We start from the raw sequence: 26,653 nt of genomic DNA on the forward strand, positions 1-26,653 counted from the left end.
CCCCAATCAAATACAACTATGTACTAAATCACATAAAACAGACAGGCAAAGATAATAAGCACTGTTGTTTTTTGTAGTTACGAGCAATCAATCCATATAAAAAATCGCTTAAAATATAAAAAAACCAGCCCCAAAGTACGTGCAATAATTTCAAACACAACCCAAATAACAAAAAAATAGCCAAATAAAGAATAACAAGTAAAATCAATACACTGAATTACCTATGCCACCTGCCGGTTAATTTTTACGCTTGGATTTAATTTAATAAATAAAAATAAAATTAATATATGGAATATACTTTATTAATCCAATTAGCAAACAAGGGGCTTATTAATGAAACCTTATATTACCATTATTTTAAGCACGCTTATTATTGCTGCGCCTGCACAAGCTATTAGCATTAAAGTATTTACTAATAAAACAGAGTGGACCAAGGCACTCAATAGTATTGTTTCAGCTGAAGACTTTACAGACGGCTCTTTTATACAAGGCCTTTCTATCAAAGCAAACTCCACAAAGCCTAAAGACATGACCCATACCTATTCTGTCCCTGGCGGAAAAATGGTGGACCGATTAACAAAGAAACATAGCACCACGATCAGCTACACCTCCGGGCTACTCGGAATTGGCGGTAATTTTGACCTGTCTCTCAACGACCCTGGCATGGGTATCAAACTGGTTTTAAGCGGTGATACTTTTAGTAACTTTGTCATTCCTACAGAAATCAATAAATACACAACAGGAGGCTTTTTTGGCCTGATTTCTGATACTGCATTCTCATCATTAAAACTAATGGCCGGCACGCAAGGCACACCCTGTGTGAATGGGGAGCAATACAGCCTGGATAATTTGTCCCTGGCTACAGTTGCAGCGCCTGTTCCAGAGCCCGAAACCTATGCATTAATGGGGGTCGGTTTAATTGGCTTAATTGCTGCGCGCCGTCGAAAAGCGCAATAAGCATCAGCCAAACCAACTAGCCAGGCTCCCCGCCTGGCTTTTATTTATTTAACATAAACAGTTAACCATCTTTTATTTACAAGAACTGCTACTGATAGCCAGCCCCTCTGCGGTCTACAATCAAGCCATTCGCTCGTTTCCCCGCACACAGGATAACTATGAATCACGCCTACCTATCACACCTTAATGCCACCCTCGAACAAATTCACAACGACGGTTTTGCCAAGCCAGAGCGCGTGATCGCCAGCAAGCAGCGGGCAAATCTCACCTTGCAAAGCGGCCAGGAAGTGCTGAATTTTTGCGCCAACAATTATCTGGGCCTGGCGGACGACGCCCGCCTGATCGACGCAGCCAAACAAGGCATGGACGATTACGGCTATGGTTGTGCATCGGTACGCTTTATTTGCGGCACCCAGCAAATTCATAAAGATTTAGAACAGGCTATTTCTGGTTTTCTAAAGACGGACGACACCATTCTGTATTCCAGCTGTTTTGACGCCAATGGCGGCGTATTTGAAACACTGCTGGGTGAAGAAGACGCGGTGATATCGGATGAACTAAACCACGCTTCGATTATCGACGGCGTACGCCTGTGCAAAGCCAAGCGTTTCCGTTACAAAAACAACGACATGCAAGACCTTGAAGCTCAGTTAATTGCCGCAGATGCGGCAGGTGCGCGCTTTAAGCTGGTCGTCACCGATGGCGTGTTCTCAATGGATGGCATTATCGCTAACCTGAAAGACCTTTGCGATGTGGCCGAACGCTATAACGCGATTGTGATGGTGGATGATTCACACGCGGTGGGCTTTATCGGTGAAAACGGTGCGGGCACGCCTGAATTATGCGGCGTACAGGATCGTATCGACCTTTATACCGGCACGCTGGGCAAGGCCTTAGGCGGCGCTTCGGGTGGTTATGTTTCTGGCCGCAAGCCAATGATTGATCTCTTACGCCAGCGCTCACGCCCTTATTTGTTCTCTAACACCCTCGCCCCCGCCATCGCCGCTGCCAGCCTGAAAGTATTAGAAGTCCTAGCGAGTGATGAGGGTGCCGCCCTGCGCAGTCTGTTAAAACGCAACGCCGAATACTTCCGTAAAGCCATGTCTGAGGCAGGCTTTACGCTGGTACCGGGCGAGCATCCGATTATCCCCGTGATGCTGGGCGACGCCCGCCTTGCTAGCGAGGTATCTGCTGCGCTACTTAAAGAAGGCGTGTACGTGGTCGGATTTTCTTTCCCCGTTGTGCCCAAAGGCAAAGCCCGTATCCGCACCCAGATGTCGGCAGGCCACAACTTGGCACAAATCCAGCAAACAGTAGATGCGTTTATCAAAGTAGGCCGTGAACTGAAAGTGATTGCTTAAAAGACTTAAAATTTCTGTAGACACAGAGATAACTGAGAACACAGAGATAAATAAAATTTAACCTCAAGTACTTTTTATCCGTGTTCTGCCTTTAATCTCTGTGTACTCTGAGCCTAGGGTTTACGCGTTAAATAATTAAGATAATGGAACACAAAATGAAAGCCTTATCAAAACTGACCGCAATGCCTGGCCTGACGATGAACCAAGTCGAAAAACCCGCCATTGGTCATAACGATCTCTTGATCAAAATTAAAAAAACCGCCATCTGTGGCACCGATATTCATATCTGGAAATGGGATGAATGGGCACAAAAAACCATTCCCGTGCCCATGCACGTTGGCCATGAATATGTAGGCACCGTGGTAGAAATTGGCTCGGAAGTGCAAGGTTTTAAGATTGGCGATCGTGTATCCGGCGAAGGCCATATCACCTGTGGTCATTGCCGTAATTGCCGCGCAGGCCGCCGCCATCTTTGCCGCAATACCGTTGGCGTGGGTGTGAACCGCCCCGGCGCTTTTGCCGAATATCTGGTGCTGCCCGCTTTTAATGCCTTTCCGATTCCTGACGACATTTCTGACGATTTAGCCGCTATTTTCGATCCGTTTGGCAATGCTGTACATACCGCGCTGTCGTTCAATATGGTCGGCGAAGATGTATTGATTACCGGCGCTGGCCCGATCGGCATTATGGCTGTGGCAATTGCCAAACACGTCGGCGCGCGCCATGTAGTGATTACCGATGTCAACGAATACCGCCTCGATCTGGCGCGAAAAATGGGCGCAACCCGCGCCGTTAACGTCTTGAATGAAGATTTAAAAGACGTGATGAGCGACTTAAAAATGACCGAAGGCTTTGACGTCGGCCTGGAGATGTCCGGCAATCCGCAAGCCTTTCGCTCCATGCTGGAAACCATGCAGCACGGCGGCAAAGTAGCGCTCTTAGGCATTCCACCGGCAGACACCGCCATCGACTGGAATCAGGTTATTTTTAAAGGGCTGGAAATCAAAGGCATTTACGGCCGTGAAATGTTCGAGACCTGGTACAAAATGGTCGCACTGATCCAGTCCGGCCTCGACATCACCCCGATTATCACCCATCACTTTCATGTGGATGAATTTGAGCAAGGCTTTGAAGCCATGTTATCGGGGCAAAGCGGGAAGGTTATTTTGAGCTGGGAATAAAAAACAGCCCTCAATTTTGAACTGCACCCCAAAAGTTGGACACCCGTCCATATTTTTGGGGTGTTTTTATGTCCAAGTACACAACGCAATTCAAGCTTTCTGTCGTTCAGCAATATTTAACGGGCGAAGAAGGTATTAAAACGATTACTAACCAATATGGCATCGAGCAGGCCATGTTTCGTCGCTGGGTGAGGTCGTTTCGCCAGCATGGTGAATCGGGTTTAGCCCCCAAATACAGTCATTACGATGCCGTGTTCAAACTCTCCGTGCTCCAGCACATGTGGGACAATCATCTTTCCCAGCAGGAAACTACCGCTTATTTTGATATTCGTAGCCCCACTTGTTTGAGCCAATGGAGCACGCAGTATTGCGCAGGCGGAATTGCTGCCCTTGAATCTGCGCCTAAAGGTCGAAAGAAATCACCCATGCCCGTTGCCGAAAATAACACTGCTCCCCTGCCGATTGATGATGAAACCCGTAGCCGTGAAGAACTCATTGCAGAAGTCAAACGCCTCCGTTTAGAGGTGGCCTACATAAAAAAGTACAATGCCTTAGTTCAAGCCAAAGCCCAATCGGCACAGCAGAAACAGCACAAATAGTGCTTGAATTAAGGCCGCAGTTTCCCTTGGCTGATTTGTTGAAACAAGCCGAGTTGCCGCGTAGCACCTTCTATTACCAGAAGCAGGCTTTGGCGGTGAGCGACAAGTATCAAAACGTCAAAACACAGCTTACAGCGCTGTTTACAGAGCATAAAGGGCGCTACGGCTACCGGCGCATCATGCTGGCGCTGCGTAATAAGGGCGAATGGCTTAATCACAAAACGGTGCAGCGTTTAATGCAAGAGCTGGGTTTGAAGTCGTGCGTTCGGCCTAAAAAGTACCGTTCATACAAGGGTGAATGCGGCAAAATCGCGCCAAATATATTGCAGCGACAATTTAGTGCAGATAAGCCGAATCAGAAATGGGTAACCGATGTGACTGAATTTAACGTACAGGGAGAAAAGCTCTATCTGTCGCCAGTTTTGGATTTATACAATGGAGAAATTATCGCTTTTGAAATGGCGCGCCGCCCAGTATTTGCGCTGGTCAGTCAAATGCTAAAGAAAGCGATCGTTAAGCTGAGCCCGGATGAAAAACCACTACTGCATTCGGATCAGGGTTGGCAGTATCAAATGGCAAAGTATCGGCAGCAATTGGCAGGAAAAGGACTGGTACAAAGTATGTCAAGAAAGGGCAATTGCCACGATAATGCAACGATGGAAAGCTTCTTTGGTACGTTGAAGTCAGAGTTTTTCTACCAGGAAAAATTCACTAGTATTGAGCAACTGGAGCAAGGCATCGTGGACTACATTCATTACTATAACCACGACCGAATCAAGTTGAAGTTAAAAGGGCTGAGTCCTGTTCAATACAGAACCCAGCCCTTGAGCACCTAGCTTTTATACTGTCCAACTAATTGGGGTCAGTTCATTTATTGAGGGCTGTTTTTTTTAAATGCTTTTAAATTATTGAAATACTACAAAATAAAGCGGCAATTACTTTATTTAATTGAACAAAACAATCAAAAATTAAATCTGGCTATGCCTTTTACCAACACCTATACAACTTATTCTATTCGCAACCACGCTATAGGCATAGGTTTAATATCCCCTTAAAGCACGCCGAGCGAGGAACAAGCGGGCGTGGTTTCGGCGAGGACTGTCTGAGCGAGCCTGCGAGCGAGTTCCGCAGCCGCCGCTCGATTGTCCGCAGCGAAGGGGTTTCGTGCTGGCCGGGGCGGCATTCTTTGCTTACTTTCTTGGCCGTTCAAGAAAGCGGGTCCCCGCGGGGATGACGCACCTAAATCAACGTGCCCAAGGCACGAAAATCAACTTCGTTTAAAGCGCCAACTAATGGCAAAAAATGAAAGCGTAATTAACAATAGGGAAAATAGCGATTGCACAATTGAAATTATTCTAATTACTGAAGTAGCAACAAACCTTACTCTTCACTCTTAACAATAAGCGGCTCCAACCCTTTAACAGAATAAAATGGCAACACAATTTGCTGGAGTGAAAAAATAAATGAATTAGCAAGTAACTCATAATTTACGCTATAGCTCAAACCATAAACAGGACTAACAATTAACGCATAAGCTATTGAAAAAACAAAACCTGAACCTACAATCCAAGCCAGTGATATAGCGTAACTTGTTCCATAATCTGACAAAATCTTATACCAAAAACCAAGAGTAGCTATTTTTTCAAAGCGCCCTTTTTTTGCCTGAATCACATTCTGCTCAAGAGCATAAAACATCCCCTCTTCATGGCGGGCTCGTTGAGACTCCATCGCTAACCTCAAAGTTCGATAAACTTTTTCCGCCTCTGGTCCTTCCTTCATTAAGAAATCAGACGCAGGAGGAAAAATACATCCCTGAGGTATTTTTACATCATAAAAAATAGGCAGCCCATAAAAAGTAGAACCACTAAAATTCAATGCCTGCCCGAACTCACGCCCAACACAATTCAAATCACCAATATCTGAATCTTGAATAGATAAAAAATGCACTAGCCTATATCTTTCACTCCCTTCATCATTTTTACGCTTCGCCATAAAAAGATCAAACCTATCCGGCATGGAAGATTCTGAGATTTCAATTGTTAAAATAGGAATATTCTCTAAACCAAATTTGGCACCTTCGAAATCAGAATTCTTCATCTCAAACCTAGAAATAATAGAATCAGAGAAAAACAAATAGCTACTTTCATTTCTCGGAAGAACCAAACCCTCCCTTGGGTTATTACAATCATTGAAACATAGGTATTTCACAAAACAATTACTAAACTCCGAAGATACGGCCAATATTGATGCCCCTACAATAACAATATCTTTATATTCTTCTTGGGTACCAATATCAACAACATCAATTTTATGCTCAACAACAGAATCCCGCACTTCCAAACAAAGGTTAGTACCTCCAACCATTAACCTATCGACCCAGGATCTATAAATCAATAAAGTATCATGATGAAGTTTTACATCCCCTAAAAGAGAAGAAACAAGCCAATCGTCATTCTGTTCACATTCAAAATCAACATTATTATTGTAAATTGAAACATTACTTACACTAACGCTCTCAATCGTCAGCCCAGTACCTTTCGCAAATCTACAACGACTGATTTCAACACAATAACCATCTCGTATATTTTCAACACTTACTGAATTTCTAAATGTACAACCTACAAAACAGATCCCTTTAAGGCCGCTTTTGCAATCTATTTTAAAAAAATCAAAATCAACACAAATCAAGTATAAAATCTTTTCATGAGCAATTGCATCCTCGATCAATGCAGTCAACTGATTCAAATCAAATTTAATCGAATACCCTACAAAAACGGTACAACGATCGGAATCTCCTTTCGGCCTAAAATTCAACATATCTCGATCAACAAACCCATCGTCCTCAACGAGCTTGTTTTTCTTTACTCGAAGGTTAATTCTTTCTTTAATTTTTTCAATATTATCTATTTTTTTTCATTATTTTATATTTAGAAAATTAAAAACCCCTTTAGTCAAGAAGTACTCTGAATAAAAGCACCACCGGCCAAAGCCCCCAAACAATATAATTATCACATATCAGGCCAAAACAGCCGGCAATTGCCCTGTTAAAGCTTGCTTCTCTTTTGTTGCCGCGCCCAATAATGCAAAGCCCAGCAACTCACCTCGGGCACCTACAAAACGGGCATCGATTCCGCCTTCAACGGGTGACACCTGCCATTGTCCCTGAGCACCGGGGGCAGGTGGTGCAACGACGGTTGGGCAGGCAGGGGTTTTAATCTGCACCGGCATGGCCGGGTATTTAACCGGGGTGGGGGTTCCGGCCAGGGTGGCTGCCAAAGCACGGGCGCAGTGCATGATTGGCATGACAAAAGGTAAATTCAGCCCCATGACTTCGGCACAATCGCCCAGCGCATAAATGTGCGGCTGAGAGGTTTGCAGGGTTTGATCTACTACAATGCCGCGATTCACTTTTAAACCTGCGCTTTCAGCCAGATGAATACGGGGCCGCAGGCCAATGGCAGAGAGCAGCATGCCCACTTCGATAATTGATCCATCATTTAAACCCAATAAATAGCGCCCTTCCATATGATCATAATTTTGTGCCGCCACGCCAAAATGAAACTCAACGCCGGCAGCAGTCAGCTGTGCCGCCAGATAATGACCAGCAGTTTCAGGCAGTAAACGGGATAATGGCCAGCCAGCAAGATCCAATACGATGGGCTTAATACCCAGCGCCAGTAAATCATTAGCAAATTCGCAGCCAATTAAACCTGCGCCTAAAATACCCACTGTTTTTAACTCAGGAAGTTTTGCAGCAAACTCTGCATACTCTTGCAGATTATTCACAGAAATTACATCGTCCCCGGCATTTCCGCCCAGAGGTAAATAAATTTGATCTGCGCCTAATGCTAAAATTAAATCCTGATACACCAAAGCAGCACCATCAATTAATAAAACCTGCTGATTTGCTATATCTATTCCCACTACTTCGGCAAAAGGCAATATTGCTGCATTTAATTCTTCAGCCATTTTTCTGGCGGACTTCATCATTAAAGACGCTGCCGTTTTTTTACCTGCCAGCGCATTAGATAACATGGGTTTGGAATAAAAATCGGCGCTGTCTTCAGCGATAATCGTTAAAGGTGTTATTTGATCTAATTTCCGGAATTCTCGTGCCAGATTATAGCCAGCCAAACCTGAACCGATAATGATAATAGGATGACTCATTGTCTTTCCCTGTATTGATGCACTTGTAGATCAAAAAACCAGCGCCTCAGGCACAAAAATAATTCATGCCTGCCGTACTACTTTTAACATATCCGCTAATTTACCGGCTCGTTCAGTAAAAGCGTCACTGAAGACAGGCGGGTACTCAAAACAGCCTGACGCACGGCTTCTACAGCAGCGGTACGCGGAAAATTACGCCGCCATGCCAGAATCACCCGCCGGCTGGGAACCGGCTCCTTAAATGGCCGAATCGTTAACAGGGCGTCATCTGCGGCGCTCACCGAAGACGCAGGTAAAACCGTCACCCCGATCCCGCCTGCCACCATATGCCGGATCGTGGTGAGCGAGCTGCCTTGCAAGGTGCGCTGCAAACTGCCCACCGGTAAACTTTCGCGATTCAAATCCGGACAAGCCTGCAAAACATGATCTCTGAAACAGTTGCCTGAAGAGAGCAGCAAAACGTTTTCATCCGCCAGTACGGAAGAATCGATTTCTGTTTCGTTTTCCCATATATGCCCCTTAGGAGTGGCCACCACAAAAGGTTCGTCATATACGGCTTGCGTAGCAAGACCCGTTTCAAAAAAAGGCTCGGCCACAATAGCCACATCAATTTCGCCCTGCTTAAGCATTTCTACCAAACGTGCCGTGTAGTTTTCTTCCAGTAAAATCTGCATTTGCGGCACAGCAGCACGTAATTGCGGAATTAAATGTGGGAGCAAATAAGGGCTGATCGTATAAATAATGCCAAGACGCAAGCTACCCGCCAGCGGATCTTTACCCTGCTCAGCCAGTTGTTTAATCAGCTGCACTTCTTCCAGCACCCGCTGCGCCTGCTCCACCAGACGAGCACCTATCGGTGTGAGGCTGACATCGCTGGCAGATCGCTCAAATAAAGCCACGCCCAGCTCTTCTTCCAGTTTTTTAACGGCAACCGAAAGCGTAGGCTGCGAAACAAAGCAGCTGGCTGCAGCACGGCCAAAATGACGCTCACGCGCCACCGCAACGATATATCTAAGCTCAGTTAGTGTCATGCTTTTGCCTGCCAGAAACGAATCATCCAGGTGGCGATGATCAAGCCAATAAAACCCAGTAACGCCATAACAGGTAAAGATAGACCGAATAAACTCCAGTCAATCACACCGCATTCACCATGCCCGGTCAGTACACCTTTAAATACCTGCAGCCACGGCTGTGTTTCTACCAAAAACGCCAGACCAGGCCCGCAGGAAGGTAATTGAGCAGGATCGATCACATACTGAATCGCAACATGCCTTGCCGCAACACCTGCTCCGGCCAAGCCCACAATAGTGAGCACAACCGGCCAGAAACGGCTCATTTTAGGCATGGGAGCCGCAGCCGCGCAAAGAGACAACAAACCGAAAGTAATAAAACCCACACGCTGAAAAATACACAGCGGGCATGGACTTAAAAACTGGGTATTTTGCAAATAAATCGCAAAGGCAATCGTGCCTGCACAAAATAGAGACAGAGCCAAGTGGCCCAAACGCCAACGCAACATAGGTACTCCAGCAGCCAGTCAATAGATGCAGACTATTCTATCAGCCAACTTGATCAAGAGGGAGTTGATATCAAAACAAGAATTGCCAAGACCCACACCAACTGACCGTGATACTGCTCTTACTCTGCCGGATCCGTCGTTAAAAAAATAAACTGCCCTCTTAATTTGTACGGGGTAAAAGTCAAGTAACCAAGGATTGAATCCTGTATTGCACAGAACTCAATCCGTTTTAATTTCTACCTGATTCGGTGATGGTTATAGTAACGGGATCAGGCTTGTTCGCACGCCTAGGGGTAAAATAATCACTCCACAAAATCGGCTCATTTTTAAGCAATGTTTTCTCTCAGCCTGTAAGGAGCTTCTATATCAAAGCGATGAGAAGTTTATTGCGCCAGATTATGGTGATTTTAAAGCTTGCCCTCAGACTTCTTCCGGCTCCAGCTCAACAAACTAAGTACAAATACTTACCGTATTGGTATGTTAAATAGGTAATAAGTCAAAGTATTTGTAATTATTTTGGCAAGTAAGCAAAGCATCGGGTAACCTGAGCGATTGTTAAAATCGTGGAATGTTCATGCGCCCCGACCAGCTCCTTGCTTCTTTTGCGGCCGCTTTTAATCAGGACCAGCGTCTTATTTCTCTGCAATTAGGCGATGGTGCAGCATGGGGTGAGCAGTTATTGCCCCAGCACGTAACAGGTAGTGAGGGCATCAATCAGGCATACCGCTACCAGATCGATTGCTTATCCCCCGATGGTGCTTTAGAGCTTAAATCGCTACTGGGTTTGCCAGTCGTTCTATCTATTGAAAATGCTGATGGCGAGGCGATTGAGCGTTGCGGGGTCATTAGCCAGGCGCAGTTACTGGGCTCGGATGGCGGCTTTGCCAAATATGCGCTGACGGTAGAGCCGCCGTTTGCCTTACTCCGCTACCGCCGCACTTCCCGCGTGTTCCAGGATTTATCCGTCCCCGACATTGTGAAACAGGTACTGGCTGAGCATCAGGAAAAAAATCCGGTGTTTGCATCGGTGCAAACGCTGGATTTCAAACTCTCCGGCACGCATTCACCGCGATCCTATTGCTTACAATACCGCGAATCCGATTTCGACTTTCTGACACGATTATTAGCTGAGGAAGGCTTAGCCTGGTTATTTAATCATTTTCCGGGCGATAGCCCTCAGGTTCAGTTGCTCGTATTTGATGATGCTTTTGCAATTGCAGAAGCGACAGATCCATTTGTTAGATTTCACAGAGCTGACGCCACGGAAGAGAGCGATACTCTGACTGAATGGCAGAGCCAGCGGCAAATCGGCAGCAGCAGTATATCGCTTGCCAGCTTTGATTACAAAGCCACCAGTACCAACGAAAGTTTTGATGAAAGTAGCATCGATCAGGGTGATGGCGGCCAGCAGCTGCAGGTAAGTTTTGAAGATTACGACCCGCAATCGCTGTATTACGCCAGCGACGCGGAAGGCCTAAGCCACTATGCTAGCTTGCGTCAGCAGGCAATGGATGCCAAAAAGAAATCCTTTAGCGGCTCTGGTACTTTACGCAGCCTGCAAGCAGGCCAGTGGTTCCGCCTGGAAGATCATCCCGCGCACGAATGGGATAGCGCCGAGCAGCGTGAATTTGCCGTTACCGAGCTAAAATTTACCGCAAACAATAACCTTCCAGCGGATCTTACCCAGCAACTTAGCTTAGTCGCGCCCGGCTTACTCGCAGGAGCGGCTTTAGCCAAAAATACCCTCCCTTATCGAGCCGATTTCACCGCCCAAAGGCGCGGCCAGCCGATCGTGCCCGCTTTTGCCCATATCGAGCACAGCAAGCCCAAAAGCTTTGGCGTGCAAACCGCCACCGTGGTGGGCCCCGCCGGATCAGAGGTGCACACCGATGAGCAAGGGCGCATAAAAATAGAATTCCACTGGCAGCGTGCCGCAGAGCATCCTGAGTTTGGCGCAAATCTGGATGACAAGTCATCCTGCTGGGTGCGTGTCTCCATGCCAAGTGCCGGTGCTGGCTTTGGGCATCAGTTCATCCCGCGCATTGGTCAGGAAGTTTTAGTTGATTTTATCGAAGGCGATATCGACCGCCCGATTGTCACCGGCGTGGTCCATAACGGCAGCCATCCTGTGCCAACATTCAGCGGCGCAGGCGCTCTGCCCGCCAATAAAACATTATCCGGTATCAAAACCAAAGAGCATGAAGGTGGCCAGTATGGCGAGCTGCTGTTTGATGATACAAAAGGCGAAGTTCGCACCAAATTATCCAGCGAGCACGGCAAAACCCAGCTTAACCTTGGCTACTTAATCCATCCACGCACCGATGGCAAAGGCGAGCCACGCGGCGAAGGCTTTGAATTACGCAGCGACAAGCAAGGTGCCATTCGCGCCAATGGCTTACTCATCAGCACCGAAGCCAAAAGCGGCGCGAGCGGCAAACAGCTCGATCGCAGCCCCGCGCAAAGCCAGCTGGAATCCGCCCTGGCACTGGCCCAAAGCCTGGGTGAAACGGCAACGAATCAACTTGCCGATACGATTGAAACTGGTGATGGTGATCAAACCGTTAAGCCGGACAACAGTGCAGGCAGTAAAGCCACCACCGGCCATCTGCACCACCATGTGCACGCCAGCAAAAGCTTTGAAGCTGGGTCAAACACCGATAAAGATGGCAAAAGCCAATCCAAAGATCAGGCTGGTGGACAAAACATCATCCTGCTGCATGGGGAAGACGGCGTAGCGATTACTAGCCCGCAAAGCCAGACCATCGCCGCAGGCACTAATCTCGATCTGGTCGCGCAAAGAGACAGCAACCAGACCTCCGGCCGACGCTGGATACATAACGTCGGCCAGCATATCAGCCTGTTTGTAGCCGGGGTAAAAGACAAAGTCGCGTTAAAACTGATCGCCGCCAAAGGCCAGCTGCAAATGCAGGCGCAAAGCGACGATATCGAAATCACCGCCGATAAAAACACCAAATTCACCGCCATCAAAGGCAAGGGCCTGTTTAACGCCAAGCAGGAAATCCTGCTTACCGCCGGTGGGGCTTACATCCGCATCAAAGGCGGCAAGATCGAGCTACATGCGCCGGGGAAAGTGAGCATTAAAGGCGGCAGCCATGATTGGGGCGGGCCAGCGAATCTGGATATGGCACCACCTTATCTCCCCAAGGCTGAAGATAAGAAAAACTGGCTGGAACTAAATTATCGCTATAAAAATATGCAGCCGGTAGTGGGCGCGCCTTACACCGTCCTCTTTGCTGACGGCACTCAAAAGCAAGGTACGCTGGACGATAAAGGCCATGCAAAATTAGAAGGCATCCCTACCGAAGGCGTGCAAGAAATTATTTATGGCTGGGATAGCCGTGATGCAGAGCCTTGGGTTAAAGCCCCAGCCAACCCTATTTTTGGACAAAAACCCAGCAGCAACGAAGAAGCAGCATTGCTGCTGGAGCAGTATCTGGAAGCCGAAACCGAATACCTTGAAGACAATTATTTCCCAGACGAAATTGAAGCCATGCTGAGCGAAAAATATGGTGCAGAGCCTTTGTATGAGCAGCATTACGATGATTATCTTTTAGACGGCGAGCAACAGCCCAGAGTGGATTACAGCAAAGAGCATCCCAAAGACCCTCCCGTAAATAGCGGAGAAAAGCCATGAGTGCGGCAACGGCAGGAGGGAAAGCTGCGACTAAAGCAGCCTTAAAACAAACTGACAAGAGTGTTTCAGGTTGGTTGTATGGGCTTATTTCTGGCAAAGGAGATGGTCCTTCGCAAGTGATTGTGACGGCAGTGCTTGGGGTGGTACCCGGTGTCGGCCAGGTGATGGACGCACGGGATATTATTTTATCCATCCTTTCCCTTACAGCCAACCCTGCCAATGCCTTTGCCTGGCTGGATTTAGTCATCAGTGCGCTGGGCTGCATTCCCGGCGCGGGTGATGCTTTTAAGGCTGTATTTAAGCTGGCAAAAGTGGGTACCCCATTGGCGAGAATTCTGGATATATTACCCGCCAAGCTGAAGGGAAATGCTTACAAATGGCTTAAAGAGATGGATTTTATCAAGCTGGCAGGCCAGCTTAAAGCCCTGATCGACGATATATTAGGTGCTTTTATTCATGCACTTGATCGTTGGGCCATTAAAGCACTGATGGGAAATGCTCATGTAAATCACTATGTTCAGCAGCTTGCCAATCTTAAAAAAATGGCAGGCGCTAAGGTAGATGCCGCCGTAGGCGAGCTCAAAAAAATGCATAAAAAACTGCTGGCAGATGGCACCCCTAAAAGCACAGGTAAAACCACTGCCGTGCGCGCCGCCCCGAAAGCTTCCCCAAAAAAAACAAACAAGAATGCGCCTGTCTTGAAAGATCGTACCCCCAAGCAAAAGGCCACCCCGCAGCAAACTAAAACCGGCGAACAGCGTCAGGCTAAAAAGCAAAGCAACTGGCAAAGTGGCGTATTGCCTGAGCATTTAACTGATTACTATATGCCAACAGCAAAAAGGGGCTTTAAGAAAGTAAACGATCATGGCCGTAAGCGCGAAGAGCACAATGGGCCAAAGGGCGCGGGGATAGACCATATCTGGCACAGCCCGCTGCGCTCCCCCATTCAGCCTTATGTAATTGGTGAAACCAAAGGCAGCTTACTCGATTCCTTCGCTCTGCTGCAGGCTTTGCCTGCTCTACAGCGTGAGCAGCTCGACGCTTTAAAGCACGAAGAACCGTTTGACCCTGCACCGCAAGATCGCAAAACGCCGGGTAAAGTAACCATTCCTGGCGATGCCAATGAGGACGATCTGAAAGCAAAGCGTCAAGGGCGGAAAGTGGAGCAAGGGCTATCTGATACGAAAACGAAAGGGGTGCAGATGAGCCATCGTTGGATTATCAGGAATATTCTTGATGTCGAGCAGAAAGGCCTTTTGCCGTCACACAAAGCTGCACTATTGAAAACAATATCTATATTTTCAAGGGCCGCTAGTTTAGAAGAAAATGCACAAGCGCCTTACGACCGCTGGATCATTATGGTGACGGGCAAACAAAAAGTAAGGCACGAGCGTAAACATGGTCATCACCATGAAATACAGAAGCCTTTGCTTGAACTGCCTAATAATATTCTTTGGAAATAAGTAATGAATACATATGAAGTAGAAGAACTAACTGCCCTCAAAAGGGAGCCTCTCCTTGATTACTCAGAACATTATTGTTTTGTTATTTCAGAAGCCAACTTAAGTTATGACATAGTTCAGCGAGGATTAGACAAAAACAAAGACAATCCCAACTTCCCCAGGGCAGGGCTCATGCAGGGTACACGCCAACGCGCTTGGGATGCACTCAATCATCTTTGCATGGCCTATTCAGCAGGCAACCCGCTGGATGAATTAAAGGACTTCTATCCCACGGTGCTCGAGTACTGGGAGGTTTACGCCAAATATGACAGGCTATTTGACGATAGCCCAGAAGCCGGTGGCCGCCGTGTGCCGCACCTGGATTTGTATGACTTTGACTATTGGCAAGCGTTGTATTTAGTTTGCTTTGGCCTCTTATTAGGCCATAGCAAGCTGATCCCACGCTGGGCACCCATTCTGGATTATGAAAATGATGATCCAGATATCCTGCTCGAAACCCTGCTCGCCCCCTTTGTGCAAGGACGAGCCGCCGGGGTGGTCTACACCCGTAATCTGCCATATAAAAAATTGCAAAAAGTACTCGACGCCCAGCCAGAAAAACGCCCTGCTTTGATGGCGAAATACCTGGACGAGTGGTACACCGCCAGCCGTCGTGAGGGCTATTACGAAAAACATGATTGCCCAGGCTTTACTGGCTACTGGAGCTACGAAGCGGCCGCCATTACCTGGCTACTGGAGATTGACGACAGCAGCTATCGGGATAAATTCTTTTACCCTGCCGAGCTGGTTGATTACGCCCGCGCCCAATACTCCATGCCGCAAGCCGCAGAGCAATTACAAACAGGCCGAGCAGCAGCCAACACCGCTTGCCCACGTTCGGGCTGGTGGTGGACCCCCGCCCAATTCGCCTCCCGCCGCGAATTTGCACAGGGCGAATTAATGCCCGATTTCCCCAGCTCCAGCTACGGTGCAACGATTTGGTATTGGGACATAAATCAAGAATAGTTATTCGGTTTTTTTCTTTAGCAATATGCGTTTGCATAGAGGCCGGGTTGACATTCGGCCTCTATTTTATGCATAAGAATAGGGTGAATAATTAGATGTGCATTGAGCACCGGCTCATCCCGCCGCGCAGCCTTCAGACTAATAGCATGGTGAAACGCTTTAATGGGCAAATCGGGGAAATCGCGCAGCAAACCCGCTTTACTTCGGCACAAGAACTGTGACTTAGCCTGGAAAAATATTTGAAGCGTTACAATCACCATATCCCGCAAAAGGCGCTGGGAAGTATTACGCCGATTGCGGCGTTAAAGAACTGGCAAAATACCAGGCCTGAATTGTTTATAAAGCAAGTTTATGATCATGCGAAACCAACCTTCTTTTCAGCCCTAAATGAGCCGCCCGGAAAACCCGCAGCTGAGCGTCTTGTTAAAATCAAGCACAAAATTACAGCCGATTAAAAACGGCACCAAGGGGGATTGGTCATATTACGTGCAGTTCGGTATAATGCCGTTTTGGCGACTCAGGATTCTGCACCATGCGCGTAATTCAGAAGGCCCTCACCTTTGACGATGTACTCCTCGTCCCGGCCCACTCAAACATCCTCCCACGTGATGTCGATCTGTCGACACAGTTCACACGTAATATTCGCCTGAATCTGCCGCTGGTTTCTGCAGCGATGGATACAGTAACGGAAGCTCGCCTTGCCATTGCCATTGCCCAGGAAGGCGGCATGGGAATTATTCATAAGAATATGACCCCTGCAATGCAGGCAAAAGAAGTATCCAAAGTAAAACGTTACGAATCAGGCATTGTTAAGGATCCGATTACCGTATCCCCGGACATGCTCGTTCGCGACGTGCATGAGCTGACCCGTCAGCATAAAATCTCCGGCCTGCCTGTAATCGATAAAGCCGGCCAGTTAGTTGGCATCGTCACCAACCGCGATTTACGTTTTGAGACACGCCTTGACGTAGCCGTCAGCAGCATCATGACACCTAAAGAGCGTTTGATTACCGTGAACGAAGGCGATTCGATCGAAGCCGCCCGCGTGCTGATGCACGAGCACCGCCTGGAGCGTGTACTGGTCATCGACGAGAATTTCAAGCTTAAAGGCTTAATTACCGTTAAAGACCTGATCAAAACCTCCGAGCACCCGTTTGCAGCTAAAGATGATCAGGGCCGCCTGCGTTGCGGCGCGGCTGTTGGCGTAGGCGCTGGCACCGAAGAGCGCGTGAAGCTGCTTTCCGAAGCCGGTGTGGATGTAATTGTGGTAGATACTGCCCATGGCCATAGCCAGGGCGTGATTGATCGCGTGCGCTGGGTTAAACAGAACTACCCGCATATTCAGGTCATTGGTGGCAATATCGCTACTGCTGCTGCTGCTTTGGCTCTGGCCGAAGCCGGTGCCGATGCGGTTAAAGTAGGGATTGGCCCCGGCTCTATCTGTACTACTCGTATAGTGGCAGGCGTTGGTGTTCCACAAATCACGGCAGTGGCTAATGTCGCTGATGCACTGGCTGGCACGGGCGTTCCTTTGATTGCGGATGGTGGCATCCGCTACTCTGGTGATATCTCCAAAGCCATTGCAGCAGGTGCAAGCGCGGTCATGCTGGGCGGCTTATTTGGCGGCACAGACGAAGCGCCAGGTGAAGTCGAGCTATACCAGGGCCGCACTTACAAGAGCTACCGTGGCATGGGATCTTTAGGTGCAATGGCTGGCAGCAATGGCTCGTCCGATCGCTACTTCCAGGACAATGTAAACAACGCTGACAAGCTGGTTCCGGAAGGCATTGAAGGCCGCGTGGCTTACAAAGGCCCGATTACCGCCATCATTCATCAATTAATGGGTGGCCTGCGCTCTTCCATGGGTTATCTGGGCTGCAAAACCATCACAGAAATCCATGAAAAAGCCGAATTTGTGCAAATCACCGCCGCCGGCATTCGTGAATCGCATGTGCATGATGTGCAAATCACTAAAGAAGCACCAAACTACCATACCGATTAATCAGTATGAGCTGCCCCCTTTAAGTTAGACAGGGTAAAAGTCAACTGTCCAAGGACTGAGTTCTGTATTGCACAGGACTCAGTCCTTTTAATTTCTAATTGATTCGGCCTTTTTATTTATTCAAGCTTTAAAATAAAGACACGCACGCAAGAAGATTCACACTAGGGAGAAATAGTCAGCACCACATAATCTTCATAATTACCCACATCCACTTGCTGCAAAGCAGGGAGCACAGCACAGAAATAGATCGGAGTCATCACGCCTGCCAAAACCGAAACGGTTAAAGCATCTGCCCCCGTGCCTAACTCAGGGGCCTTACAGTTTGATCTGTATAAGTGGTAACGAAGCATACTGCTGCCACCGCTTATATTTCTCATTTTCCTACCATTAATCGTACCCGAAACCTGACTGGGGCCAAAAGAAATGGACAATTTCACCGCCTGAGTACAGCGTGCAGTAATGAGCTCCTGCCTGATCGTTTCAGTCCCCAGGTTTGGCGCATATTGTCCAAATGCCACCTCCTGAAGAGAACCAAAAGAGCACATCCCTGCCAGGGAATATGCAGGCAGAAAAATACTCGCAATACCAATGATCTTTTTAACCACCACTCAAGCCCCCCTGCCACAAATTAAATCTCCCAGATCAAGCACCTCGCCAGCCATATCGGGTACCTCAATCCAGGCCATACAAGATATGCCCTTAGTCCGTATTTCAAATGTGTACTTCCCCGGCACGATATCTTCCAGATAAATCCTTCCATTGATATCGGTCATGGCAAAAAGCTCATCACCGGGGCGCATCAGCCGTAGCGGGGTGTTCATATAAGGCTGCTGCTGCTCATCCAGAATACGTGTTTCGAAAGCCCGAACCTTTCTGGCAGAAAATACAATTTTTCGCCCCATATTCTGCCCCGGCATAATATCAAGCCGCAGTTGCGGCAATGTGTACTCGATAGGGATATCATCCTGAATAAGTGCAATTTGCTGCTGGCCATAATTGCTTAAGTCCGGCACCCACAAATAACCATCTTCATCAGTATGCCCAATAAGCTGACTATTTTGGGTCACCCCTACTTTGGATAATCCCTCACTTTGCACCAGAGCAAAGCTCTGATTAATCGGGCGACTTACCCCCCACTGACCATCCACATAGGCCACTGCCCCTTCCGCCGCTACTTTGTAGCTGCTTCGTCCATCGTGCTGCCGCGCGTGGGCAATCAGCTGGGATTGTGCAAACCGCCCTTGCACATAGGCATCCAGTGAGGCCCCGAAGTGATCATGCTCGGTGTTAAACCGATAACCCCAGCCTTCTCCCACAGGTGTATTTTTTGCGTAATAAGCATTTATTCTTTGCCGATTCAGCTCATCACGCTGCATGCCCACACCCAGTGTTTGCATACCATCAAACAGCCAGGTCAGATTCACAAAACCTTGTGCAGCACTGTTTTGTAAAGAAAGAGATGCTGACACCGAGAAATCACGAACCGGATTTGCAGAAAAACCAAGCCGTAAGGCGTGAGAGCTTTGCGCTGTTCCACCTGTTTGCCGCATAAAATCAACACCCCAGTTACCAAAGCGTTGACTGCCAAAACCAAACCCCACACTGCCGTTTCTCGCAGGTACAGGTAAATCAAACACTGACGGCAGGTAATGTGGGCTTTGCTGCTGCAACATGGCGCGAATATTAAACGCTCGCTCCTCATAGCGATAATTCAACAGGCTCGCCTGCCCCTGATCATTACCATTTCTGGCCCAGGAAACTGCTGCACCCAGAACACCATAATCCCCAAGACGGATATTGGCTAAAGCGCCTGCACTCTGATGCACCGATGTGCGCTCTGCACGCAAACCCAGAGTCAGATAATCGCCAACGCCGTAACGGTGCAACCCGCTAAATGCAAGGCCACGATAATGATCAAACCCTTCTTTGCGCTCTGCGCCGAAGTTGTAATTAAATTCATGCAAACCTGCTTTCAGCAAAGAATCATCAAAATAATAGGGCAAGTTATATACCTGACGATTGCCGAACTGATCTCTCACCACCACTGAAATATCTTGAAAGCCTGAAAAATAGCTCAAATCCTGAAACTGATACATACCCGGCTGCAGATCAAGATTTTTCACCACCACACCATTAACATAAATCTCAGCCTTGGACGGGCTGGTAATCGGTGCGCCGCCACTTAGGCCCGGCTTGGTTTCAAAATAAGGCTGCATAGAAAACACACGGCTTACGCCTATTCCCGCCATCGACACGCCCCGCCCCAGTGCCCCGGCCGTCGTGGAGATATCCCCCAGCGTGATACGCATCATCTGATCCGGCCTGTCGTAACTCAGCGTACTATCGAGCCGCAGCCAGCCCTGACCCTGGCTTTGATAATCATGGCGGCTGCGCAGATTCCAGCCTTGCGAGGCAATATTAAGTACGGGTGCCAAACCCAATCCCGTCTGGCCACTCATATCCCGGCTAGCCGATACGCTGTAGTTAAGATAAGCCGATAGCCCACCCTGCCAGGGCTGAATAAGATTTTGCTGGGAAAAATGACTTGTTTGCAGCGGCAACAGGGCAGGGTCAGCCTCAAGGCTTGCCTGCAATAAATCCAGATCAAGCGAGGCTTTTACACCGCTAATCTGATCCAGCCGCACAAAGCGCCGGCCAGCAAAAAGCTGACTACTGCCCTTTACCTCACTCAGCCCCATGTCTTGCAAAGCATCAGCATCCAGCCAATAAATATCGGCCTCTAAACGGGCCTCAAGATCACCTTTGGATAATCCATTAAGCGTAATATTGAGGATCAGAGGCTCGGCCTGCGCATGGGCAAAACGGCAAAGGCACAAAAGCACCCACAACGCGATCCCACGCAGCATCACTTACAGGCCGTTTCTGCAATATCAAGGGGTACGCTCAGGGCATGACGATCGAAAGACACATCAATCTGATGCCGCCCTGCAGTGCAATGCTCCAGGGGGAAGTGATAATCACGCTGCGTGCCCGCCAGTAAATACCAGGCACTAAATTCTTGCTGATTCAGCCCGAGTGCTTCGCTTTTAAACGAAGATAACCTTAACGTGGCGTTCCCTGTATTTTTAAGCGTAAAGCTGAAGCGGCCTTTCTTTAAGCTGGTGTTTTCCATGGTTGCAGCAAGGCTCAAAGCAGCAGGCTGAACGAAGATTGGCACTCCAAAACTTAATACCATGGACAGCTGGGAGCTGCCCGTCTCACTTTTAAGTGGCGGCTGCTCGTTTACGTATAAACGATAGGTAAGCTCTTTCTCGGCCCTTGGCACCCGCAAGCCAATCCGCACAACGCGCTGGCTACGTGGTGCGATTTCTGCCTGTTTAGGAAAAAACAGTAAATCGGCAGTATCACTGTAAACATCATCGCCTGAGGCGTTTTGCTCCCATCGCTTGGCATCCAGCGCCACGCGCAAGGGGGTATCACCCACATTGGCAATCGTAATTGAAGATGTTTTGTCTTTAGCCGTAAAATCCAGGCGCACCGGTGACACAGAAAACTGCGCCGCCAGCGTGGCGGCACAAAACAGGCTCATCCATCCCGCCAATAAGCGAATTAACAACTTTTGCATATCAGGCTCTTTGAAAGGGATTTGCAAAATAACCAGACTGCCAACCCCGCAGAGAGTCCGGCAACTGGCGTAGGAAAGAAAGATCACGGATGCCGCAGCAGGCATCCGTTTAACAGAAACATCAGGTGCGTTTTAAAAAGAAGATCAAGGTGCGACGGTTAGCACAATGGTATCCGCATAATCACCCGCCTTGGCATTCTGGTAAGCATCCCCGGCCACAACCGCAGTCAGCGTGACTTTATTCTCTACCAGCCCACCCTCGCCCACGCCATTATTTTTATCCGCTTGCAGATCATACGCAATCAGGTCAGTGGCATCACCGCCGGCAAGCTTAATATTCTTTTTGCCATCCGCACCATTAAGCCCATCATTCATCGAAACGGTATAGCTGGTTCCCTTGGAGCACCAGAAACTGACCCCTACAGTTGCCTGCTTGTCCGCAACCACACCAGGAGTCATATCCGGAATCGTCATCGTGACATCTGCAGGGCTTACAAAGGTACAGACAGGAAGCACTTTCCCTAAAATATGAACATTTACATTCGCAGCCATTGCGGGAACGCTGGCCAAAACCAGCACAGAAGCAAAAATTATTCTTTTCATAAAACCCCTTTTTGATTTAATCGATACCAAAAATCACTAAGGGGGGATTATATAAGAAATTTCTTATGCTAATAAGTTAAATACTTTACAAAAACGCCAAAAATATGCCATTAAAATAAATAGCAGGGGGTATTTTTACACCATCCTTAACTTTGACCTTATCAATGATAAATATTTATCATCATAAATAAAAATTACGGGCTTATTTTCAAAACAACCAAATCAGAATAACTCCCAGTTTTAATGCCCAGATAATCCAGACCACGCACACTGGCACTTAATTTTAAAGGAATAAGTATTGCTTCACCATGCCCGGTTCCACTATTCAAACTACTTTGTAAAAGGTAGGGCAAAAAATCTCCTCCCTTAGTGTTGGCCATTTTTCTGGATCGGCTCTGCCCCTTATTAAAGTGCAAACCATTATCAAGCTCGACTTTATAACGTGTGCCTTTCGAGCAGGAAAAACTCACCTCCGCCATTACGCTTCTATCACCTTGCCCCGGTGTTAAACCACCAAAATCAAGGATCACATCGTTAGGACGGGAAAAGGCACACATTCCCACAACTTCTGCGCTAACACGCTGGGACTCTGCAAGTGCAGAAAAAGAAAACATCACATAAAATAAGCAAAAAATAAATCGAAAACACCTGGCAATCATTTAAAACTCCATAACAACCCGCTCAACAGCAGATGCACCACTATTTTCAACACGCTTAAATAAACGCACAAAAGGCAAAGGCTGCGAGCAAAGCGCAGCGGAGGTCACTAATGCGGGTGATTTACCGGAAACCATGCAGCGGGGCATCACCCTCGATTGCACTTTTACATTGATCGCCCAGACTGGCAGGGCAAATGCACAGCACAATAAACAGCAGTAAATGGATCGCATCATCTTCCCGATAAAAACCAAATCACTATGTAGCCAGACTAAAAAAGCCCCTTCCCCGCAAAACCCTTTATTTCCGCACAAAAGAAAAATCCAGCATTGTTACCGAACCGGAAACAATCATTCAATCAATACCTCTGCAGGCCCGGTTATTTATTCAGATTATTTGAATGACTGAAAACAAAAGTCAACATCAGGCTTTTTGCCAGAAATTAAATCTGCAATCGCCAGAGCCGAGCCACAGCACTCGGTCCAGCCTAAAGTACCATGCCCGGTGTTAAGCCACAGACTCGGGTAACGGGTACGCCCAATATACGGCAGATTACCCGGCGTTGCCGGACGTAAACCTGTCCAGAACTCGGCAGCTGCATAATCAGCACCATAAGGAAAAATATCCCTTGTCCGATCAATAATAGCCTTACAGCGTACAGCGTTTAAATCCAGGTTGTAGCCGTCAAACTCGGCCGTTCCTGCCACACGCAAATAATTGCCCAGCCTTGAAAAAACCAGCTTATACCCATCATCAGTCAGGCTGACCGTCGGTGCACAATGTTCTGCATATACAGGAATTGTGGCGGAATACCCCTTGGCCGGGTAAATGTCCAGATGAATTCCCAGCGGGCGCAAATGTAAGGGACTATAGCTGCCCAGGCTCACCACAAAAGCATCAGCAGCAAGTGACTCAATCCCGATATCTCCCCTTACACGCACTGCAGTTACATCCCCGCCTGCGCAATCAAAACCGGCTATTTCACAATCGTAGCGAAAAGTCACGCCCGCTTGCTCGCACAACAAAGCTAATTCATTGGTAAACAAACGCGCATCACCGGATTCATCGCTAGGTGTATAAGTGCCGCCTACAATCGGGCGCATTGAATCTCGCAAAGCAGGCTCGATTAACAGACATTCTGCTGCCGTTTTCACTTGCCGCTCCAAGCCAAGCTCACCCATGAGCCTGGCTATTGGAATTGCAGACTCAAACTCTGCCTGCTCGGTGTAGTAATGCAAGATTCCTTCGGTACGCTGATGATATTTAATGCCGGTTGCTGCCCTCAAAGATTGCAATGTATCCCGGCTATATAAACCAAGGCGCACCAGATTTTGCAGATTGTAACGCGCCTTATCCCGCGTGCACTGTTGTAAAAAACGCAAACCCCAGCGCCATTGGTTCCAGTCGAGCTTAAAACGGAACAAGAGCGGTGCGTCTTCCTCCCCCAGCCACTGCAAAGCTTTCCACGGTGCCTTAGGATTAGCCCAGGGCTCTGCATGACAAACCGAGATCTGGCCGCCATTAGCATAACTGGTTTCCCTTGCCGCCTCAGGTGCCCGCTCAATCACCGTCACCTCATAGCCTGCCTGACTTAAAAACCAGGCTGAAGTAATCCCTATCACGCCTGCGCCAAGCACAATCACCTTCATATTTGCCCCTTATGAACCAATTTCAAACCAAATACGTTTTTAAATCCTGATGCCCAAAAAGATTGCCATATCTGGAAAATTAATTCATATCGCTAAATCAGCAGGGTCATACACCTTGCATAAAAAAACGAATTAAACCGGGCAAATACCCCATTTCAGCAAGTGCCACGGCGCAGCCACAAATTGGTTTTTTACAACAAACTGAACCAGCGGGAATCATAATACTCGATTAAGAATCATGAAATGATGATACGTTTTACTGGAAAGGCCTTACTTGATCTAAACTAACATCTGAAAATCCCCACTTACAAAAAGCCAAACCCTGCCACGCCATGAATCTGTCGCTTAGAACTGCTATTATTTTCGCCACTCTTTTAGGCTTGTTGCTGCCATCTGGCGTAAATGGCTATATCAGCCTGACCCGCCAGCTCGATAATGCCCAGCGCCAAATCGGCCTGGATCATCAGCGCATTGCAGATATTCTGGTACTGGGCATGCAAGAGCCGCTCTGGAATCTCTCACCTGACGCCGGCAAGCCCCTTTTGGAATCAGTGATCAGCGATGAGCGAATTGTGCGCATTACGGTTAATGACTCGACACTGGGTCTGTTTATTGAAGCCAATAAGCCAGAGCGTCGCCGTGGACGCTTACACTCTCTCACCCGTGTAGTCAGCAAACAGGGCAGCAATATCGGCACGATCACCATCGAGCTGGACGATGGCGACGCCACCCTTCGCATCCGTAGCGAGCAAAAGCTCTACCTGGCTGCCGTACTCTTGCAAATTGTGCTCAGCTTAGGGCTTATCCTGCTGCTGCTTGAATCCCGGATTATCCGCCCGCTGGCCGAATTATCCCGCCAGGCTATCCAGCTTGCCCGTCATGAACTGGACGAAGCCTTTGTTTGGCAGCGCAGTGATGAAATCGGCACCCTGGGGCACAATCTGGAAACCACGCGTAAATCGCTCAGTGATCTGATCCTGACGCTGGAGCAAAAAAACCTTCAGCTGGAAACCGACATTCTGGGCCGCAGACAGATCGAACTTGCACTACGCACCAGTCAGGACCGCTACCGCAGGCTGGTAGAATCAACACATATTATTCCATGGGATGCCAACCCGGATGAGTGGCGGCTCACCTATGTAGGCCCGCAGGCCGAAGCCCTGCTAGGCTATCCGCTGGCCCAGTGGTACCAGGAAGGCTTTTTATCAAGCTACCTGCATCCGGATGACAGGCATCACGCCTACCGCCTGTTTAGCGAAACAGGTAAAACGGGTACTTCCGAGTTTGAATGCCGCTTTTTAAGCAGCACCGGAGAAGAAAAATGGGTACTGCTCACCGCATCAGCCCAGTGCGATGCCGAAAATAAACGCACCCTGCAAGGCTTTATTATTGATATCAGCGAACGCAAACAGGCCGAGCTGGATATCGAGCGCTATCGCAATCATCTGGAAGAAGTTGTTGAGGCACGCACCCGCGCACTGGCTTCTGCCAATCATGAACTGGAAGCATTTTCTTATTCGGTATCTCATGACCTGCGTATTCCGCTGCGCACAATCGAAGGCTTTACCCAGGTCCTGCTGGAAGACTATATCGGCTCGCTGGATGCAAATGCCCGCAACTATCTGACCCGTATTCGCAGCACTACCCACAATATGACCAGCCTGATCGATGATCTGCTGAATTTATCCAAACTCACCCGGATTGAAGTGCGCTGCCAGAGCATTAATCTCAGCGCCTTAAGTGAAGAAATTATCGATGAATTTCGCAGCCTGCAGCCACAGCGCCAAATTGATATCTGTATAGAAGAAAATTTAAAAGCCAACGCTGACCCCAAACTAATGCTGATTGCACTGAGGCATTTACTGGATAACGCCTGGAAATTCACCGAACAGACACAAGAAGCAAAAATCAGCATCAGTGCAAATGAAATCGGCGGGCAAACTGTTTTTTGCATTCAGGACAACGGAATTGGCTTTGACATGACCCATGCCAATAAAATATTTTCACCTTTCCAGCGTCTGCATTCACATGCAGAGCTCACCGGCAATGGCATCGGCCTTGCCATTGTGCAGCGAATTATTCACCGCCACAACGGGCGGATCTGGGCCAAATCCCAGCCAGACAGCCACACTACTTTTTACTTCACCCTGCCTAATAAACCACAGGCAAAACATCACATACCTCACTGAGATCAAGTGCAAGATCCACAATAATCAGTAAATCCCTTTTCAATTACAGAACGATTGTTC

General features: G+C 48.0%; 20 protein-coding genes and 1 pseudogene. 10 read left to right on the forward strand and 11 right to left on the reverse strand.

Annotation, left to right across the window (positions count from 1 at the left end; translation table 11 throughout):
* Positions 1-333: 333 nt before the first annotated feature.
* The 4 genes from EJO50_RS17280 (at position 334) to EJO50_RS07540 (ending at position 4,934) form a co-directional block, all read left to right on the forward strand.
* Positions 334-957, forward strand: a complete 624-nt coding sequence (locus EJO50_RS17280) for a PEP-CTERM sorting domain-containing protein (protein ID WP_206434477.1) — start codon at positions 334-336, stop codon at positions 955-957.
* A 158-nt stretch (positions 958-1,115) separates the two neighbouring features.
* Positions 1,116-2,318 (forward strand): glycine C-acetyltransferase, encoded by a 1,203-nt coding sequence (locus EJO50_RS07530; RefSeq protein WP_125972950.1) that lies wholly within the window; start codon positions 1,116-1,118, stop codon positions 2,316-2,318.
* A 155-nt stretch (positions 2,319-2,473) separates the two neighbouring features.
* A complete protein-coding gene (gene tdh, locus EJO50_RS07535; protein WP_125972952.1) occupies positions 2,474-3,499 on the forward strand; it encodes an L-threonine 3-dehydrogenase in 1,026 nt (341 codons plus the stop codon).
* A 68-nt stretch (positions 3,500-3,567) separates the two neighbouring features.
* A protein-coding gene (locus tag EJO50_RS07540) for an IS3 family transposase (protein ID WP_125972954.1) occupies positions 3,568-4,934 on the forward strand; the annotation gives its coding sequence in 2 pieces (ribosomal slippage) (positions 3,568-4,086 and positions 4,089-4,934; 1,365 coding nt in all).
* Positions 4,935-5,478: 544 nt separating this feature from the next.
* On the opposite strand, the gene EJO50_RS07545 is transcribed toward EJO50_RS07540, so the two are convergent.
* The 4 genes from EJO50_RS07545 to EJO50_RS07560 all read right to left on the reverse strand — a co-directional run bounded on the left by EJO50_RS07545 (position 5,479) and on the right by EJO50_RS07560 (position 9,784).
* Positions 5,479-6,915 (reverse strand): hypothetical protein, encoded by a 1,437-nt coding sequence (locus EJO50_RS07545; RefSeq protein ID WP_125972956.1) that lies wholly within the window; start codon positions 6,913-6,915, stop codon positions 5,479-5,481.
* Positions 6,916-7,113: 198 nt separating this feature from the next.
* A complete protein-coding gene (locus EJO50_RS07550) occupies positions 7,114-8,265 on the reverse strand; it encodes an NAD(P)/FAD-dependent oxidoreductase (protein WP_125972957.1) in 1,152 nt (383 codons plus the stop codon).
* A gap of 95 nt (positions 8,266-8,360) precedes the next feature.
* Positions 8,361-9,296: a LysR substrate-binding domain-containing protein gene (locus EJO50_RS07555; RefSeq protein ID WP_125972959.1), complete on the reverse strand. Its 936-nt coding sequence runs from the start codon at positions 9,294-9,296 to the stop codon at positions 8,361-8,363.
* Complete coding sequence (locus tag EJO50_RS07560; protein ID WP_125972961.1) at positions 9,293-9,784, reverse strand: disulfide bond formation protein B; 492 nt, start codon at positions 9,782-9,784, stop codon at positions 9,293-9,295. Before EJO50_RS07560 ends, EJO50_RS07555 begins: the two co-directional genes overlap by 4 nt.
* A 574-nt stretch (positions 9,785-10,358) precedes the next feature.
* On the opposite strand from EJO50_RS07560, the gene EJO50_RS07565 reads away from it, so the two are divergent.
* From EJO50_RS07565 to guaB, 5 genes and pseudogenes are all read left to right on the forward strand, one after another.
* Positions 10,359-13,439, forward strand: coding sequence for a type VI secretion system Vgr family protein (locus tag EJO50_RS07565; protein ID WP_125972963.1), 3,081 nt, complete (start codon positions 10,359-10,361; stop codon positions 13,437-13,439).
* A complete protein-coding gene (locus EJO50_RS07570; protein ID WP_125972965.1) occupies positions 13,436-14,902 on the forward strand; it encodes a hypothetical protein in 1,467 nt (488 codons plus the stop codon). Before EJO50_RS07565 ends, EJO50_RS07570 begins: the two co-directional genes overlap by 4 nt.
* A gap of 171 nt (positions 14,903-15,073) precedes the next feature.
* Positions 15,074-15,907: a PoNe immunity protein domain-containing protein gene (locus EJO50_RS07575; RefSeq protein ID WP_206434478.1), complete on the forward strand. Its 834-nt coding sequence runs from the start codon at positions 15,074-15,076 to the stop codon at positions 15,905-15,907.
* A gap of 101 nt (positions 15,908-16,008) precedes the next feature.
* Positions 16,009-16,263, forward strand: a pseudogene (locus EJO50_RS17435) (integrase core domain-containing protein); the annotation flags it as partial.
* Between the two features lie 176 nt (positions 16,264-16,439).
* On the forward strand, positions 16,440-17,909 hold the full coding sequence (gene guaB, locus EJO50_RS07585; protein WP_125972971.1) for an IMP dehydrogenase: 1,470 nt from the start codon (positions 16,440-16,442) through the stop codon (positions 17,907-17,909).
* A gap of 161 nt (positions 17,910-18,070) precedes the next feature.
* Here the strand turns inward: guaB and EJO50_RS07590 are convergent, their stop codons facing one another.
* The 7 genes from EJO50_RS07590 to EJO50_RS07620 all read right to left on the reverse strand — a co-directional run bounded on the left by EJO50_RS07590 (position 18,071) and on the right by EJO50_RS07620 (position 24,404).
* Entirely contained in the window at positions 18,071-18,514 is a 444-nt protein-coding gene (locus tag EJO50_RS07590; protein ID WP_125972973.1) for a Csu type fimbrial protein, read from the reverse strand.
* Between the two features lie 3 nt (positions 18,515-18,517).
* Complete coding sequence (locus tag EJO50_RS07595; RefSeq protein WP_125972975.1) at positions 18,518-20,776, reverse strand: fimbria/pilus outer membrane usher protein; 2,259 nt, start codon at positions 20,774-20,776, stop codon at positions 18,518-18,520.
* Positions 20,776-21,495, reverse strand: a complete 720-nt coding sequence (locus tag EJO50_RS07600) for a fimbrial biogenesis chaperone (RefSeq protein WP_164521450.1) — start codon at positions 21,493-21,495, stop codon at positions 20,776-20,778. The genes EJO50_RS07595 and EJO50_RS07600 overlap by 1 nt, the downstream gene beginning before the upstream one ends.
* A gap of 144 nt (positions 21,496-21,639) precedes the next feature.
* A complete protein-coding gene (locus EJO50_RS07605) occupies positions 21,640-22,098 on the reverse strand; it encodes a spore coat protein U domain-containing protein (RefSeq protein WP_125972979.1) in 459 nt (152 codons plus the stop codon).
* A gap of 194 nt (positions 22,099-22,292) precedes the next feature.
* The gene (locus EJO50_RS07610; protein WP_125972981.1) at positions 22,293-22,757 is read right to left on the reverse strand and encodes a spore coat protein U domain-containing protein; all 465 of its coding nucleotides are present in this window, start codon (positions 22,755-22,757) and stop codon (positions 22,293-22,295) included.
* Positions 22,758-22,991, reverse strand: coding sequence for a hypothetical protein (locus EJO50_RS07615; RefSeq protein WP_125972983.1), 234 nt, complete (start codon positions 22,989-22,991; stop codon positions 22,758-22,760). It abuts the gene before it with no gap.
* 156 nt (positions 22,992-23,147) lie between these two features.
* The gene (locus tag EJO50_RS07620; protein WP_125972986.1) at positions 23,148-24,404 is read right to left on the reverse strand and encodes a D-amino acid dehydrogenase; all 1,257 of its coding nucleotides are present in this window, start codon (positions 24,402-24,404) and stop codon (positions 23,148-23,150) included.
* Between the two features lie 332 nt (positions 24,405-24,736).
* On the opposite strand from EJO50_RS07620, the gene EJO50_RS07625 reads away from it, so the two are divergent.
* Complete coding sequence (locus tag EJO50_RS07625) at positions 24,737-26,593, forward strand: sensor histidine kinase (protein WP_125972988.1); 1,857 nt, start codon at positions 24,737-24,739, stop codon at positions 26,591-26,593.
* Positions 26,594-26,653: the final 60 nt, after the last annotated feature.

This window comes from Iodobacter ciconiae, assembly GCF_003952345.1.
GTDB classification, from domain to species: domain Bacteria; phylum Pseudomonadota; class Gammaproteobacteria; order Burkholderiales; family Chitinibacteraceae; genus Iodobacter; species Iodobacter ciconiae.

Bases quoted from the DNA above. Each gene is read 5' to 3' on its own strand.
- EJO50_RS17280 (WP_206434477.1), top strand. From the start codon at position 334: ATGAAACCTTATATTACCATTATTTTAAGCACGCTTATTATTGCTGCG.
- EJO50_RS07530 (WP_125972950.1), top strand. From the start codon at position 1,116: ATGAATCACGCCTACCTATCACACCTTAATGCCACCCTCGAACAAATT.
- tdh (WP_125972952.1), top strand. From the start codon at position 2,474: ATGAAAGCCTTATCAAAACTGACCGCAATGCCTGGCCTGACGATGAAC.
- EJO50_RS07545 (WP_125972956.1), bottom strand. From the start codon at position 6,915: ATGTTGAATTTTAGGCCGAAAGGAGATTCCGATCGTTGTACCGTTTTT.
- EJO50_RS07550 (WP_125972957.1), bottom strand. From the start codon at position 8,265: ATGAGTCATCCTATTATCATTATCGGTTCAGGTTTGGCTGGCTATAAT.
- EJO50_RS07555 (WP_125972959.1), bottom strand. From the start codon at position 9,296: ATGACACTAACTGAGCTTAGATATATCGTTGCGGTGGCGCGTGAGCGT.
- EJO50_RS07560 (WP_125972961.1), bottom strand. From the start codon at position 9,784: ATGTTGCGTTGGCGTTTGGGCCACTTGGCTCTGTCTCTATTTTGTGCA.
- EJO50_RS07565 (WP_125972963.1), top strand. From the start codon at position 10,359: ATGCGCCCCGACCAGCTCCTTGCTTCTTTTGCGGCCGCTTTTAATCAG.
- EJO50_RS07570 (WP_125972965.1), top strand. From the start codon at position 13,436: ATGAGTGCGGCAACGGCAGGAGGGAAAGCTGCGACTAAAGCAGCCTTA.
- EJO50_RS07575 (WP_206434478.1), top strand. From the start codon at position 15,074: ATGCAGGGTACACGCCAACGCGCTTGGGATGCACTCAATCATCTTTGC.
- guaB (WP_125972971.1), top strand. From the start codon at position 16,440: ATGCGCGTAATTCAGAAGGCCCTCACCTTTGACGATGTACTCCTCGTC.
- EJO50_RS07595 (WP_125972975.1), bottom strand. From the start codon at position 20,776: ATGCTGCGTGGGATCGCGTTGTGGGTGCTTTTGTGCCTTTGCCGTTTT.
- EJO50_RS07600 (WP_164521450.1), bottom strand. From the start codon at position 21,495: ATGCAAAAGTTGTTAATTCGCTTATTGGCGGGATGGATGAGCCTGTTT.
- EJO50_RS07605 (WP_125972979.1), bottom strand. From the start codon at position 22,098: ATGAAAAGAATAATTTTTGCTTCTGTGCTGGTTTTGGCCAGCGTTCCC.
- EJO50_RS07610 (WP_125972981.1), bottom strand. From the start codon at position 22,757: ATGATTGCCAGGTGTTTTCGATTTATTTTTTGCTTATTTTATGTGATG.
- EJO50_RS07615 (WP_125972983.1), bottom strand. From the start codon at position 22,991: ATGATGCGATCCATTTACTGCTGTTTATTGTGCTGTGCATTTGCCCTG.
- EJO50_RS07620 (WP_125972986.1), bottom strand. From the start codon at position 24,404: ATGAAGGTGATTGTGCTTGGCGCAGGCGTGATAGGGATTACTTCAGCC.
- EJO50_RS07625 (WP_125972988.1), top strand. From the start codon at position 24,737: ATGAATCTGTCGCTTAGAACTGCTATTATTTTCGCCACTCTTTTAGGC.